Below are 14,960 nucleotides of genomic sequence, written 5' to 3' on the forward strand. Positions count from 1 at the left end.
GCGCAGCGCGGGGCCTTCCCGAAACGCAGGAGAACCCGCACGTGAAGACCTCGGTCGACAAGATCACCCCGACGCACGTCAAGCTGACCATCAACGTCGCACCCGACGAGCTCAAGCCCTACGTTGAGGGTGCCTACCGCACCATCGCGAGCCAGGTGCAGGTGCCCGGTTTCCGCAAGGGCAAGGTGCCGAACGCCATCATCGACCAGCGTGTCGGTCGCGAGGTTGTGCTCGACCAGGCCATTAACGACGGTCTCGACAACTTCTACCAGCAGGCACTCGCCGAAGCTGAGCTGCTTCCGCTCGGCCGCCCCGAGGCTGACGTGACCGAGACTCCGAACGTCGACGACCTCTCGGGCGACCTCGTTGTTGAGATCGAGGTTGATGTGCGTCCCGAGATCGAGCTCGCCGACTGGAAGGGCCTCGAGATTGAGGTCGAGGCTGCTGAGGTCAGCGACGAAGACGTCGACGCAGAGATCGAGTCGCTGCGCGAGCGCTTCGGCACCCTCAAGACGGTTGACCGCCCCATCGAAAACGGCGACTTCGCCATTATCGACCTCGTGGCAAAGATTGACGGCGACATCATCGACGAGGCCAGCGGCCTCTCACACGAAGTGGGCTCGGGCGACCTGCTCGAGGGCACCGACGAGGCGCTCCTCACCCTCACTGCAGGCGAAGAAACCACCTTCAAGTCGACCCTTCTCGGCGGCGAGCAGGCCGGCTCGGATGCCGAAATCACCGTGAAGGTGCAGTCGGTCAAGGAGCGCGAGCTCCCCGAGATTGACGACGAGTTCGCCCAGCTTGCGAGCGAGTTCGACACCGTCGACGAGATGAAGGCCGACCTGCGCGAGCAGGCCGCCAAGAAGAAGACGTTTGCTCAGGTTGACGAAGCCCGCGGCAAGGCCGTCGAGGCGCTCATTGCCGCGAACGAGGTGCCGGTTCCGCAGCAGCTCATCGACGACGAGGTGGCTCGCCACCTCGAGCAGGAAGGCAAGCCGCTCGACGACCCGCACGGCGACGAGGTGCGTGAAGAGGCTGAAAAGTCGTTCCGTCAGCAGGTGATTCTCGACGAGATCATCAAGGCCGAGGGCGTCGAGGTCGAGCAGGACGAGTTCACCGAGTTCCTCTTCCAGCAGTCGATGCAGTACGGCGTCTCGCCGCAGCAGTTCGTCGAGATCATGCAGCAGAACAACCAGATGCCGCAGATGGTCGGCGAGGTTGCTCGCTCGAAGGCGATTCTCTACGTGCTCGAGGCGGCCAAGGTCGTTGACAACAAGGGCAACGACGTTGACATCTCGGAGTACACCGTTTCAGTGCGCAACGCCCGCGAAAAGCAGGCCGCTGCCGAGTCGGAGACCGAGACTGAGGCCGACGCCGAGTAGGCAGTTACTCCCTAATGAGCCGAAGCGCATCCCTGCCATTGGGATGCGCTTCGGCCGTTTCCTAGACGGGTGACGCGCGCACTCACGCCGACGGCGAACAGAGCACAGGACTCAGCCGCCGAACGACTAGATTCATCACGACACCGCACGAAGGAGAACCATCCGTGGCTGACAAGCAAGTGCCGAATAGCGTTTTCGACCGGCTCCTCAAGGACCGCATCATCTGGCTCGGCGAGGACGTGCGCGACGACAACTCGAACGAGATCTGCGCCAAGATGCTGCTGCTCTCGGCCGAAGACCCTGAGCGCGACATCTACCTCTACATCAATTCGCCCGGTGGCTCGGTCACCGCGGGCATGGCGATCTACGACACCATGCAGCTCGTCCCGAACGACATCGTGACCGTCGGCATCGGCATGGCTGCCTCGATGGGTCAGCTGCTGCTCACCGCTGGCGCACCCGGCAAGCGCTACATCACGCCGAACACCCGCGTGCTCCTCCACCAGCCGCTTGGCGGCTTCGGCGGTACCTCGTCGGACATCCAGCGCCAGGCTCAGCTCATCCTCGACATGAAGCAGCGTCTCGCCGAGATCACCGCCGCGCGCACCGGCAAGACCGTCGAACAGATTCACGAAGACGGCGACCGCGACAAGTGGTTCACCGCTGAAGAGGCCCTCGAGTACGGCTTTGTTGACCACATCTCCGAGTCGGCCACCTCGGTCGTTGGTGGTGGCGGCACCGACCGTCGCATCTCCGACAACCCGGATGAAGCCGAGACCAATGGGGACGCCTCCTAGGCGCGCGAAAGGATCAGGACGAACAACATGCTGAACATCCCCACTTACGGCGCGGCACAGCGCGGCCCGCAGTCGCGCTACATTCTGCCGAGCTTCGAAGAGCGCACCGCCTACGGCTTCAAGCGTCAGGACCCCTACGCGAAGCTGTTCGAAGACCGCATCGTCTTCCTCGGTGTGCAGATCGACGACGCTTCGGCCGACGACGTCATGGCGCAGCTGCTCGTGCTCGAGTCGCAAGACCCTGACCGCGACATCACCATGTACATCAACTCACCCGGTGGCTCGTTCACCGCGATGACTGCGATCTACGACACCATGCAGTACATTCGCCCCGAGGTGCAGACCGTGTGCCTCGGCCAGGCGGCCTCGGCTGCTGCGGTGCTCCTCGCCGCGGGCCAGCCCGGCAAACGACTGGCGCTCCCGAACGCTCGCGTGCTCATCCACCAGCCGGCTACCGGTGGCGGCGGCCAGGGCCAGGCGTCGGACATCGAGATTCAGGCGCGCGAAGTGCTGCGGATGCGCGAGTGGCTCGAAGAAGCGCTCGCCCGCCACACCGGGCAGTCGACCGAGAAGGTGTCGACCGACATCGAGCGCGACAAGATTCTCTCGGCGCACGAAGCGCTCGAGTACGGGCTCATCGACCAGGTGCTCAGCTCGCGCAAGGGTGCTCAGCCGGTCATCCTCGACTAGCAATCTCGAACCATACGAAGGCGTCGCAGAGAATAAGTTCTCTGCGACGCCTTCGTCGTTGTTGCGCCAATGTCATCCTCGACCGCAGTTTGCTTCAGCCTGAGGATGGACGCCCTGGTGTGCAAGCGAGGCGCAGACTGGCGATATCGCAGAACGTACTGCGCACACAAGGGGAGTCATCGCTCATGAACACTCGAAACCATCTCGCAATTCTCGCGTTCGCTGCCTCAGCAGTACTCCTCGCCGGCTGCTCCGGAGGAAGCGGTGAGCCGGTCACCTCGGAGGAAAGCCAAGTCAGCGACACCACCAGCGAAGCAACGGGCGCTGCCGAAGGCGGCGCCACCTCTGAGCCCGCCCCCGAAACCTCCGAAGGCGGAGCGGGTAGCGCGACTGGCATCGTCGTCAAGTATGGCGGCACCGATGTGAGCGACCTTGATTGGCAGATCGCCTGCCTCGGCGACCTCGCCAGCGGCTCGGCAAAGAAGGACGGTGTCGACATTGGCTTTGCGGTGTACAACGACAATGGCAAGCCCTCGCTCGCCTCGGTGGCCGTCGGACTCGAGAGCAATGTTGACGAAGGTGTGAGCTTCGTTGACGGCACGCTGGGCAGCGTGACGACGTACTCCTTCGATGGGCAGGGCGAAGTGGTGTTCGTCGGTACCGGCCACGGCTCGGGATCGATGGATGGCACCGACCTGCCGCTCGAAATCCGCGTGAACTGTGGGGGATAGTCGCAGAAGTTTCATCGGTGCAGGCGGCCTTCGGCACTCGTTGAGGGCCGCCTTCGCGCACTCCAAGCTCGGCCTAGTACTCGGGCATGACGTCGGCGCAGGAGAGTAGGTCGCGCGGCGGATTGTGTTCGAGTGACGAGGTAGGTGAGCATGCTTTCACTCCCATGACTTCGAAAGTGAGATCCACATGAGTTCGACTAATCGCCGGTTTCGCCTGCTTTTCACGACCGCAGCCGTGTCCGTACTGACCCTCGGTTTGGCGGCGTGCGCACAGGGTGACGCCGAGTCGACGAATACGTCTGGCGTCAGTGAACAGGGCGCGACCGTCGAGAACGAAGCCGCGGAGACTACCGGCAACGATGCTGCCGGCGAAAATGCCGCAGGTCAGGATGCGCCGGCACCGGCTGCCGACGGCACCCTCGTCTGGGTGGGTGGCGAGAATCTCACCGAAAAGCCGTGGAATGTCACCTGCACCGATGGCATCGCTGGCGCGACTGCGGTCGAAGGCGAGTACGGCTTCGACATCACGGTCCTTTTTGAAGGCACCGAGGCGCAGATGGTGTCGGCGTCGCGAGTCGAAACCGCCAAGGCAAGCGACCCGTCGTCGATCGAAAACTACCTGGCGGTCATGCTCGAGGGCGGCACTGCGAGCGGTACGGTGACCGAATTCGAGTACGTCGCGGGTACCTCCATCACCATCGCCGGCACCGGCAAAAGCGTGACTGGCGGCAGTGAGCAGCCCTTCCGCATCCACCTCAACTGCAACTAGTTGAAACCTTCGGGAGCAAGCATGAGCAAGGTCAAGCGCGGCGTTCGCGTCGCAATCACACTGGTTGCGGCGTCATCGCTGGCGCTTGGCCTTGCCGCTTGCGCGAGCGGCGGCAATCCTGAGCCATCGTCGGGTTCATTCGTCAATGAAACGGCCTCAACCGCGAGCTCGGCATCCGCAAATTCGCCGGTCGCCGCGGCAAGCTTCGGCAGTCTCGACCTCAGTGCCTTGGACTGGACCGTGACCTGCCTGCCGAATTCGGTGCGCGGTGAAGCGATGCGCGACGGCGTCGCTGCCACTTTGAACGTGGAGCAACGCGACGGCGAATTTGCGCTTGTCCAGCTGATGGTCGGCGATCCTGAGGCACCTCCGAACGATGATGCGCCGCCGGCGGAAGGGTTTGCGGCGTTCGCCTACGAGCCTTCATACACGGGAGACAAGCTCAGTGAGATCACCGATTTCTCGTTCGACGAGAACGGTGAGGTGGTCGTGGTCGGCACCGCAAGTGGGACCACCATCAAGAACGGCGAGCGCGTTTTCGACGTCGAGCCGTTCGAGATTCGCGTCAACTGCGCGAGCTGATTGCGTCACACAGTGACGCTCGGCGCGTACTCCACGGCGGATGTCGGGGGTGCGAGATAAGCTGTCGGTCAGCCCAGCACAGGAGGACCAATGGCACGCATCGGTGAGAGCAGCGATCTGCTCAAGTGCTCATTCTGCGGAAAGAGCCAGAAGCAGGTGCAACAGCTCATCGCGGGCCCGGGCGTCTACATCTGTGACGAATGCGTCGAACTGTGCAACGAAATCATCCGTGAGCGGATGAGCGAAGAGTCACCCGAGGCGGTCGCCGACTTCGATCTGCCCAAGCCCATCGACATCTACGAGTTCCTGCAGCAGTACGTTGTCGGCCAAGAAGCCGCAAAGAAGGCGCTCTCAGTTGCCGTCTACAACCACTACAAGCGCATCCGTGCCGCTGGCGAGATCAGCGCTGTCGAAGACCGCGACGACGAGATCGAAATCGCGAAGTCGAACATCCTGCTCATCGGTCCGACCGGTACCGGCAAGACCTACCTCGCCCAGTCGCTCGCACGCCGCCTCAACGTGCCGTTCGCCGTGGCCGATGCCACCTCGCTCACCGAAGCTGGCTACGTCGGTGAAGACGTCGAGAACATTCTGCTCAAGCTGCTCCAGGCTGCCGACTTCGATGTGAAGCGGGCCGAAACCGGCATCATCTACATTGACGAGATCGACAAGGTGGCGCGTAAGGCCGAGAACCCATCGATCACCCGTGACGTTTCTGGTGAGGGTGTGCAGCAGGCGCTCCTCAAGATCCTCGAGGGTACGACCGCTTCGGTGCCGCCGCAGGGTGGGCGCAAGCATCCGCAACAGGAGTTCATCGAGATCGACACCACGAATGTCCTCTTCATCTGCGCCGGCGCCTTTGCCGGCCTCGAAGACATCATTTCGTCGCGGGCGGGGAAGAAGGGCATCGGTTTCGGCTCGCCACTCCACTCGCCGAGCGCGATCGACGACACCTTTGCCGATGTGCAGCCCGAAGACTTGCACAAGTTCGGCCTGATTCCAGAGTTCATCGGCCGTCTGCCCGTCATCACCACGGTAGAGCCGCTCGACCGCGAATCGCTCGTGCGCATCCTGATCGAACCGCGTAACGCCCTGGTGAAGCAGTACCAGAAGATGTTTGAGATCGACGGTGTCGAGCTCGAGTTCGATGCCGAGGCACTCGACGAAATCGCCGATCTCGCCGTGGCGCGTAAGACCGGTGCGCGCGGTCTGCGAGCCATTCTGGAAGAAGTGCTCGGTCCGGTCATGTTCGAGATTCCCTCGCGCGACGATGTCGAGCGCGTGGTCATCACTGCCGAAGTGGTGCGCAAGAACGCGGCCCCGACCATCCTGCCCAAGCAAAAGCCACAGCGCGGCGAAAAGTCGGCCTAGAGAACCATCCCGAGTTCCGCCGCAGGTCGGTAGGCCCACGAGCGTGATCGTGGGTATCGTGGGGTGCACTTGCACGACCGAGCCGGGAGGAATGTCGATGCGCACACGCCTGTACTCGGCAAGCCTTGCCGCGACGGCAGCGCTACTCATGCTCACTGGATGCGCGGCGCCGACACAAACGGCAACTGAAGTGCCCACCTCTGCGCCCGCGCCTTCTGTTCCAGAAACGGTGGAACCGACGGAACCGACCAATACGAGCGAGTTTGGTGGCCCCGCGCAATCGGGTGACGGCGAACCCGCCCCAACGGCCACGTCAAGTCTCGAGTCCCCAGAAACACCGGCCACGAGCGCCGCAGCTGACGCCACGGTCTCGCGCGCTGAGGTGCTCAAGATCGGCCGCGATGACTACAGCGTGCTCGATTGGAAGATCACTTGCAGCGGTCTTGACAGCGCGCCCACGGTCGTCGGCACGGCCAAAGACGACGAAGGTTCGGACTACGTGCTGATGCTCCTCGCGAGTGGGTCGGGTGAACTCCTCTCGTTCACGTTTAGCTCGGGACCCTCGGGTGGCGGTCACGCCTCAAAGTCAGGGCTCACGGTCACTCCAGCAACCGCGCAGGGCTCGGGCACGTTCTCGCTCAATGGCGCAGTCATTAGCTCGGAAGGGCGCGGCGTCTCGTACGGCCCGTTCGACAAGGACCTCTCGATCGACACGAACTACGCGCTCGAGTTCACCTGTGTGAGCAAATAGCTGTCACCCTCGCGGGTGATGGTGATCGCAACTCCGAGTGGCCGCCGAGGGCCGCACTCCCTCGTACGATGAGATCGTTGACGCTGACCTGAGGAGACAAGAGCATGACCATGCACAAGCTCGCACGTAAGGCACTTGCGATTGCGGCGATCGTGCCGGCCACGACGCTCTTGCTCGTCGCGTGTGCAGGCGGCGGCGAACCCGATGACAAGCCGAAGTCAACGACAAAACCGCAGACCACATCGAGCACACCGAGCGGCGCAGGCCCATTGCCGTTCCCGCCTGGTGGGCCAGCTACTTCGGCACCGGCACCGACCTCGACGGCAGCTGGGCCGACACCCACGCAGGCCGGACCTGCTCCCACCACTGCGCCAACAACCGCCGCCGGCAGCGATGTGGTCAAGTTTGGCCAAACCGATCTTTCGCATATCGATTGGAAGATCGCTTGCTATGAGGGCGAATCCCCATCGATCTACGGTTCCGACGCGAACGCTGACCCGGCGGCAACGTCGAGCGCGCCGTCGCTCTGGGTCACGACCGATTCGACCGGCAAGGTTGACTTCATCCTCGTCTCGTCGGGCAGTTTCTCTGACCCGACGCTCTACTACGACGCGTCGGATGGCAAGGGCGCGGTGAACTTCTCGCTCACCGGCAACGATGTGGTCATGAACGGCCAGGCGTTCGATTTCAGCGACTACTCGCAGACCACGCCGATTGACTTCGAAATTCGCGCCACCTGCGACTCGAAGTACTAAGTGACTCGAGGCGCCAAGCGCGAGGCTCGCTACTCGCGAATCACGGCCTGGATGTAGATCGTTTCGCCATTCGTACTCGTACCGAGCCCCGGGTCGCCGTAGGGTACGAAGCCTTCAGCGAGGGCCGAGGTCACCGCGCTGGCAAGTGCCTGCGGCGAATCACCCGTCGCCAAGCGGTACTCACGCGCGAGCGGCTTCGACGTAGCCGTGACGGGCGCCGAGGGCGTGGTGGCCGACACATCCTCGTCATCGAAGCTGCTTACGGGACCGGGCACCACGTGGCGGTCGACCGGTCGGGCCGCAGTCGGCGTCGCCGGTACTGCGTGCACACCATCGAGGGTGACGATCTCGTTGTGCTTCGGCACGATCGCATCGATGTGCGGGAAGTCCTCTTCGATGCGGGCGGCGAAGGCGGCTGCAGTTTCGGCTTCACCATGCACACAGAACACAGTGCGGGGCTGCGGTTCAAGTTCGCGCAACCAGTCGAGCAGGTCGGAGCAGTCGCCATGCACCGAGAACTCTCGATCCTGGAAGATCTCAGCACGCACCGGCACATACTCGCCACGCATCTTCAGCTTTGTGGCACCCTCAACGAGCGAACGGCCGCGCGTTCCCGGCGACTGGAAGCCAGTGAGCACGACCGAGTTGCGTGCATCCGGCAGCATCGCTTCGAGGTGATGCAACACCCGACCGCCAGTCGCCATCCCGCTCGCCGCGATGATGATCGAGGGGCGGCGGTTGCGGTCACCGGTAAGCGCTTTCGACTCGTCGGGGGAGCGCACCGAGTGCAGATCCGCAAATTCGAGGAGCTCTTCTGGGCGCAGATCGTCGCGCAACTCGTCGGACATTGAGCGGTAAACATCGAGCGCGAGGTTCGCCATCGGCGAGTCGACATAGACCGGGCACATGGGGATGCGGCCATCACGCCGCAACTCGGCAATGTTCTTGAGCACGACTTCGGTGCGGTCGACGGCAAATGCAGGCACGAGCACTGAGCCACCGCGCTCGAAGGTGCGGCGCACGACATCGGCGAAACCTTCGTGGGGGAGGAGCTCCGGCTCGGGATGCTCACGGTCGCCATAGGTCGATTCGATGAGCGCATAGGGCGCACCAGGTGGCGTGGCGCGAGGCTTCAGCACCGGATGGTCGTGCCGACCAAGGTCGCCCGAGAACACGACCGAGGTGGTTGGCGTCCACATCGTGATCGACGCCGAAGCCAGGATGTGGCCGGCACGGGTGAAGCGCACCACGATGCCGTCGTCGAGGTCGAGATCCTCGTCGAACGGCACTGGCACGAACAGCGGCAGGGTCATCTCAACATCTGCGGTCGTGTAGAGCGGGAGGGCTGGTTGGTGCGAGGAGTAGCCACGCTCGTTCGCATCCTTGGCGTCTTGCTCTTGAATCTTGGCGCCGTCACGCAACACGATCTCAGCAAGCCGCACGGTGCCCTCAGTGGCGAAAATCGGCCCGCGGAAGCCGCGCTTCACGAGCCGCGGCAGCATGCCGACATGGTCCATGTGTGCGTGGGTAATGAGCACATCGGTGAGCGTTGCGGCATCAAACGGTAGCGGAACCCAATTGCGCTTTCGGAGTTCTTTCGGGCCCTGGAACATGCCGTCGTCGACGAGGATGCGTCGCTCGCCGGCGGTGACCAGGTACTTCGAGCCAGTGACCGTCTCGGCGGCGCCAAGGAACTGCAGAGTCGTGTGCGGTTGAGGGGATGCTGCACTGTCGTTCGCCATGGCCACACCTTCGCAGGAAAGGTTGCGCCCTAGTTGTGAGTCGCCAGAGCATTGGGCATTGGCGCGACGGTAGCGTCGTTGACATGCCCGAAAGCCTCGCACCCCAACCGCCGATCGCTCGCAAAGTTCCCGTCGAACGCCGACACCACGGTGACCTGTTCATCGACGACTATGAGTGGATGCGCGAAAAGACCTCGCCTGAGGTGATCGCGCACCTCGAGGCGGAAAACGCGTATACCGAGGCGATCACCGCTGAGCAGGCACCGCTGCGCGAAGCCATCTACGCCGAGATCAAGGGGCGCACGCAAGAGACTGATCTCTCAGTGCCGCGCCGCCGTGGCGAGTGGTGGTACTTCGCGCGCACGGTCGAGGGTGGGCAACATGCCGTTCACTGCCGAGTGCCGGCCGCGAACTCGGGGGATGCGATTGCTGACTGGACTCCGCCAGTGCCGGTACCTGGTCAAACACTGCCGGATGAGCAGGTCGTTTTGGACTCGAATGCCGAAGCCGCTGAGCATGACTTCTATGCGCTTGGTGGACTTGATGTCTCACATGACGGCAGACTCGTCGCTTGGGCGATTGATACCGCTGGTGACGAGCGCTTTACACTCCGCGTGCGTGACATCGAGAGCGGGGAAGTGCTTCCCGACGAGATTGTTGAGATCGGCTACGGGATGCGGTTTCTGCCCGGCGACCGGGAGTTGGTCTACACGGTTGTTGATGAGTCGTGGCGGCCGCACGAACTGCGTCGACACACACTCGGGACCCCGGTGAGCGACGACGAGGTGCTCTTGCGCGAAGACGATCCGGAAGCTTGGCTGAGCGCTGGGTTGAGCAGCGATGAGCGATTTATCGTTGCGGAGCTCGGCAACTCTGAGTGGTCAGAGGTGTTGCTCTGGCCACTTGCCGACGACTCGCTATTGCCGCTTGACACCTTCACCGCGGTGGTGCCGCGGTCGAACCGCCTGCTGCACGAGGTCGAGCCGGTCATCGTCGGGGATGTGCCGATGCTCGCACTCGTGCACCACCAGGATGCACGCAATGGTGAACTCGCGCTCGTCACCGAGGCCGCGCTCGCCGCTGCGCAGAGCGACTCCGCGCGCACGCTCGCGAGTCTGGAGCCCCGGGTCGTGCTGCCTGCAACCGAATCCGTGCGGATTTCAGGCGTCGCGAACACTGGCGCGCACCTTGTCATTGAATCGATGTCGGACGGCGTGCCTGGGGTGTCGGTGATTTCGCTGAACTCCGTCGCTGGCGTCGACGCGGCAGGTGCATCTGAGTTGCCGCTCCTGCGACCCGCGCTTGATGACCCACTTGTCGCCGTCGCGCACGATGAACTTGAATACGGTTCTCCGATGTTGCGGCTCATGCTCGACACCTGGACGCGGGCCGCTCGGAGTGTTGAGGTGAGCTACGACGATCTCGCTCGCGGCGTGGCACCAACGCTGCGGCGTGAAGCGCCGGTGCTCGGTGGCTACATCGCTTCGGACTACCTTGCCGAGCGGCACTGGGCGACGGCGAACGACGGCGTGCGCATCCCGATCACGGTGCTGCGTCGCCGCGAGGTGCAGCTTGATGGCACGGCCCCGGCGATCATCTACGGCTACGGCTCCTACGAAATCTCGCTCGAGCCCGGGCTTGCGCTCTCTCGCATTTCCGCGCTCGACCGCGGTGCCGTGCACGTGATCGCCCATGTGCGCGGTGGCGGCGAACTGGGTCGCGGTTGGTATGAAGATGGCAAGAAGCTGTCGAAGCCGAACTCGTTCACCGACTTCGTCGCGGTCACGTGCTACCTCGCTGACGCAGGGCTCGTCGATGGCGACCGCATTGCGGCCTATGGCGGCTCGGCCGGTGGCCTCCTCATGGGTGCCGTCGCGAACCTTGCGCCCGAGCGCTATCGCGCAATTGCGGCGATCGTGCCGTTCGTTGATCCGCTCACCTCGGTGCTTGACCCGGAGTTGCCGCTCAGCGCGCTCGAATGGGAGGAGTGGGGCAACCCAATTACCGACCCCGAAAGCTATGCGGCGATTCGCGCCTACTCGCCCTATGAGAATGTCGCGGCGATCGACTACCCGGCGATTGCGGCGGTGACGAGTCTCAATGACACGCGGGTGCTCTACGTCGAGCCGGCGAAGTGGGTGGCGAGGCTTCGTGAGTTCGGAACTGGCACCGCACCCATCCTGCTCAAGACCGAAATGGCCGGCGGCCACGGCGGCGCTTCTGGCCGCTACGAGCGCTGGCGCGACCAAGCGTGGGTGCAAGCATTCTTGCTGAGCGCGATTGGCGCGACTGAGCTCCTCCCGGGAGCCGGACTTCGCGGAGATCGCGATGGCGATTAGTCGCGAGCAGATCGTTGACGTTGCGCTCGGGCTCATCACCGCCGGCGGGCTCGCGGCATTTTCGATGCGTCGCCTCGCTGATGAGCTCGACGTGTCTGTGAACTCGATCTACTGGCATGTGCCGAACAAGCAGGAGCTGCTCGCGGCAGTCGGTAGCGCCATCGTGGCGGGTTCGGTCGCAGAAGGCGCGGATGCGCGCACGCTCGCGCTCACCCTCCGACAACGGATGCTCGCCGTGCGTGACGGCGCCGAAATTGTCGCGATCGCGCGAGCCAAGCATCCGGGCGCTTTTGCCCCGGCGCTCTCGATTGCCCGGGCGCTCGAACCGGGACTCGGCGGCATGGCTGCGCAGGCTGCAGAAGTGCTCACGATATTCGTGATTGGCGCGACGATCGAAGAGCAAACGCGTCGCGAGCTTGAACTCGTCGATGCCGAGGCCGCCGCGCTTGCCGACCTCGATCGGGAGGCCGTGATTGCGCTCGGCGTCGACGCGCTCCTGGCCGGTTTGAGCGCATCCTAAGAAATTCTGCGTAGAGCACTTGCGGTTGACGTTGCGTCAACCTGGACACTGGATGCATGTCCAAGATCACGACGCAGCTCTCGACCACCGAGGTAGTCCGGCTCACCGGTGTGACGAGTCGCACCCTGCGGCACTATGACCGCATCGGATTGCTCGCGCCCGCGACCATTGCCGATGGCGGCCTGCGCTACTACGGCGAGGCGCAACTCGTGCGCTTGCAACGCATCCTCGTACTCAAAGAACTCGGCGTGGCGCTCGCTGATATGCCAGCGCTCCTCGATGGCAAGCGAGACGCTGCGCAGGCGTTGCGGGAACACGGCGATCAGCTCGAACGTGAACGCGATCGCCTGAGCCGAATGATCGCTGCCGTGCGCGCCACGGCAGCACAGCTCGACCAAGGAGAAGAACTCATGACGAACAAGATGTTTGACGGTTTCGACCACAGCGAATACGAAGCTGAAGTCACCGAACGCTGGGGCGCCGAAGCCTGGCGCCACAGCAACGAGTGGTGGCAGCACCAGGATGCAACCGACCGCGAGGCGTTCGGTGCTGAGCACACCGCCATCGCTGACGCCTATGCCGACGCCCACGAGCGCCGACTCGCCGCCGACTCGGCCGAGGTGCTCGACATTGCCCGACGCCACCGGGCTTGGATTTCGGTGGGCTGGCAGGGTCGTGAGGTGCCAGCCGAGGCGTTGCGTGGGCTCGGCGAGATGTACGTCGCCGACCCGCGCTTCGCGAAGAACTACGAGCGCAACGGCGTCCCGTTTGCCCCGTACGTGCGGGATGCGCTCGCGGCGCTCGCCGACGCCGAAGCGTCGGCCTAACTAGCCGCGCAAGAATGCAAGCACTGCCTGCACGCGCCGGGCATCCGAGCCAGCAAACGGGCCGCACGTCTAAGAAAACTCAGCGCTAATTCCAGACCGAGTTCACTTCCCAGGCATAGCCTGAGGGCACGAAATCAACGACAATCCGGCGCGTCATGCCTGGTGCGCCGGGCTCGTTCACACGGCCATGATGAGCCACGAATGCGCGCAGTCCGTTTCACCGAATTCAACACCTTCCCGACCATCGAAGAGATCGAGCGCCCGGTGCCCGGCCCCGGCGAGGTGTTGCTTAAGATCGCTGGCGCCGGCGCATGTCACTCTGACGTTGCCATCTTCAACGACTTCACGGCCGAGATGCCGGGCAACATCCACCCCTCGTTCACGCTCGGCCACGAGAACTCGGGCTGGATCGAAGAACTCGGCCCGGGCGTCACCGGCTTCACCAAGGGCGACGCCTACCTCGTCTACGGCCCGATCGGGTGCGGTCGCTGCGTTGCCTGCTCGCGCGGTCAGGACACCTACTGCGAAAACGCCGCCGATGTTGGCTACCTCGCCACCGGTATTGGTCGCGACGGCGGCATGGCCGAGTACATGACGGTGCCCGCTCGCAACCTCGTGCCGCTCGGCGACGCTGACCCGGTGGCCGCAGCGCCCCTCGCTGACGCCGGTCTTACGCCCTACCACGCCATCAAGCTCGGCATGCACCACCTCATCGGTGGTGGCAAGACCGTGCTGGTGATCGGTCTCGGGGGCTTGGGGCTTGTCGGCGTGCAGATGCTCAAGGCCATGTCGGCGGCGACCGTCATTGCCACCGACATGAAGGAAGACGCCATGGCACGCGCCCGCGACTTTGGCGCGGTCACCGTCGAGGGCGGCGAAGGCCAGGCTGAGCGCATCCGCGAACTCACTGGTGGCCGCGGCGTCGACGCCGTGTTCGACTTCGTGGGCGCTACCCCGACGATCGAACTCGCGCAGCAGACCATTGCCCAGCGAGGCGGCATCTTCGTTGTCGGTATCGCCGGTGGCCCGGTCACCTGGTCGTTCTTCACAAACCCCTACGAGGCCACGATCACCAACACCTATTGGGGCACGATCGAGGATCTCTACGAGGTTGTCGGTCTCTACCGCGACGGTCACATCACGCCTGATGTCACCCGCTACCCGATGGACCAGGCGCTCGAGGCCTACCAGGAACTCGTCGACGGCAAGATCTCGGGTCGTGCGGTCGTCATGCCGAACGCCTAGGCTTGCGCACGATCGAAGCGGGGCGGATGCACGTGCATCCGCCCCGCTTTGTCGTTGCGAGCGCTACTGGTCAAGCGCGCGCGAAAGCTGCTGCCGAATGTGGTCGGGATCGAACCCTAGGCGCCGCATCTCGGTCACATAGCTTGCCGTCAGGGTTGCTGCGGCGCTGAGCTCGCTCGTCGAAAACTCCGGTTCGGCGACAAAAGTGCCGCTACGCCCAGCCGTGCGTAAATACCCGGATGTTTCGAGCTCGCGATAGGTACGTGCCACGGTGTTCGCGGCGAGCCCGAGTTCGGTAGCAAGTCCGCGAACGGTCGGTAGCTTGTCGCCGGGTTGTAGTTCGCCCCTCGCAATGCGATCAATGAGCTGCTGCCGCAATTGCTCGAACGGTGGGGTCACTGCATCGTGGTCGATCTGCATGGGGCACCTCCGGGGGGGGGGGGGGGGGGGGGGGGGGGG

Annotated in this window: 15 protein-coding genes; 13 read left to right on the top strand and 2 right to left on the bottom strand. The window is 63.8% G+C overall.

The features are described 5' to 3' along the window. Window positions 1-41 precede the first annotated feature (41 nt). The 9 genes from tig (at window position 42) to EG850_RS02810 (ending at window position 7,828) form a co-directional block, all read left to right on the top strand. The gene (gene tig / locus EG850_RS02770) at window positions 42-1,382 is read left to right on the top strand and encodes a trigger factor (protein WP_124969642.1); all 1,341 of its coding nucleotides are present in this window, start codon (window positions 42-44) and stop codon (window positions 1,380-1,382) included. Between the two features lie 164 nt (window positions 1,383-1,546). After that, the gene (locus EG850_RS02775; protein WP_124969644.1) at window positions 1,547-2,179 is read left to right on the top strand and encodes an ATP-dependent Clp protease proteolytic subunit; all 633 of its coding nucleotides are present in this window, start codon (window positions 1,547-1,549) and stop codon (window positions 2,177-2,179) included. A gap of 27 nt (window positions 2,180-2,206) precedes the next feature. After that, window positions 2,207-2,869, top strand: coding sequence for an ATP-dependent Clp protease proteolytic subunit (locus EG850_RS02780; protein WP_124969646.1), 663 nt, complete (start codon window positions 2,207-2,209; stop codon window positions 2,867-2,869). A gap of 185 nt (window positions 2,870-3,054) precedes the next feature. Beyond that, entirely contained in the window at window positions 3,055-3,600 is a 546-nt protein-coding gene (locus EG850_RS02785; RefSeq protein ID WP_124969648.1) for a hypothetical protein, read from the top strand. Window positions 3,601-3,787: 187 nt separating this feature from the next. Then, a complete protein-coding gene (locus tag EG850_RS02790) occupies window positions 3,788-4,369 on the top strand; it encodes a hypothetical protein (RefSeq protein ID WP_124969651.1) in 582 nt (193 codons plus the stop codon). A 21-nt stretch (window positions 4,370-4,390) separates the two neighbouring features. Further along, window positions 4,391-4,951 (top strand): hypothetical protein, encoded by a 561-nt coding sequence (locus EG850_RS13225; protein WP_124969654.1) that lies wholly within the window; start codon window positions 4,391-4,393, stop codon window positions 4,949-4,951. 90 nt (window positions 4,952-5,041) lie between these two features. Beyond that, window positions 5,042-6,322: an ATP-dependent Clp protease ATP-binding subunit ClpX gene (gene clpX / locus EG850_RS02800; RefSeq protein ID WP_124969657.1), complete on the top strand. Its 1,281-nt coding sequence runs from the start codon at window positions 5,042-5,044 to the stop codon at window positions 6,320-6,322. Window positions 6,323-6,419: 97 nt separating this feature from the next. Then, window positions 6,420-7,073 (top strand): hypothetical protein, encoded by a 654-nt coding sequence (locus tag EG850_RS02805; RefSeq protein ID WP_124969660.1) that lies wholly within the window; start codon window positions 6,420-6,422, stop codon window positions 7,071-7,073. Window positions 7,074-7,177: 104 nt separating this feature from the next. After that, window positions 7,178-7,828: a hypothetical protein gene (locus EG850_RS02810; protein WP_124969663.1), complete on the top strand. Its 651-nt coding sequence runs from the start codon at window positions 7,178-7,180 to the stop codon at window positions 7,826-7,828. A gap of 29 nt (window positions 7,829-7,857) precedes the next feature. Here EG850_RS02810 and EG850_RS02815 read toward each other — a convergent pair whose 3' ends face one another. After that, window positions 7,858-9,570, bottom strand: a complete 1,713-nt coding sequence (locus EG850_RS02815) for an MBL fold metallo-hydrolase RNA specificity domain-containing protein (RefSeq protein WP_124969666.1) — start codon at window positions 9,568-9,570, stop codon at window positions 7,858-7,860. 83 nt (window positions 9,571-9,653) lie between these two features. On the opposite strand from EG850_RS02815, the gene EG850_RS02820 reads away from it, so the two are divergent. From EG850_RS02820 to EG850_RS02835, 4 genes are all read left to right on the top strand, one after another. Continuing rightward, window positions 9,654-11,909: a S9 family peptidase gene (locus tag EG850_RS02820; RefSeq protein WP_124969669.1), complete on the top strand. Its 2,256-nt coding sequence runs from the start codon at window positions 9,654-9,656 to the stop codon at window positions 11,907-11,909. After that, window positions 11,899-12,429, top strand: a complete 531-nt coding sequence (locus tag EG850_RS02825) for a TetR family transcriptional regulator (protein ID WP_124969672.1) — start codon at window positions 11,899-11,901, stop codon at window positions 12,427-12,429. The genes EG850_RS02820 and EG850_RS02825 overlap by 11 nt, the downstream gene beginning before the upstream one ends. Before the next feature lie 56 nt (window positions 12,430-12,485). Continuing rightward, a complete protein-coding gene (locus EG850_RS02830) occupies window positions 12,486-13,256 on the top strand; it encodes a MerR family transcriptional regulator (protein ID WP_124969675.1) in 771 nt (256 codons plus the stop codon). Window positions 13,257-13,457: 201 nt separating this feature from the next. Then, window positions 13,458-14,501, top strand: coding sequence for an NAD(P)-dependent alcohol dehydrogenase (locus tag EG850_RS02835; protein WP_124969678.1), 1,044 nt, complete (start codon window positions 13,458-13,460; stop codon window positions 14,499-14,501). Between the two features lie 63 nt (window positions 14,502-14,564). Here EG850_RS02835 and EG850_RS02840 read toward each other — a convergent pair whose 3' ends face one another. Further along, window positions 14,565-14,921 (bottom strand): GntR family transcriptional regulator, encoded by a 357-nt coding sequence (locus EG850_RS02840; protein WP_124969681.1) that lies wholly within the window; start codon window positions 14,919-14,921, stop codon window positions 14,565-14,567. Window positions 14,922-14,960: the final 39 nt, after the last annotated feature.

Origin of the sequence: Gulosibacter macacae (genome assembly GCF_003865375.1) — a bacterium.
Taxonomy (GTDB): Bacteria; Actinomycetota; Actinomycetes; order Actinomycetales; family Microbacteriaceae; genus Gulosibacter; species Gulosibacter macacae.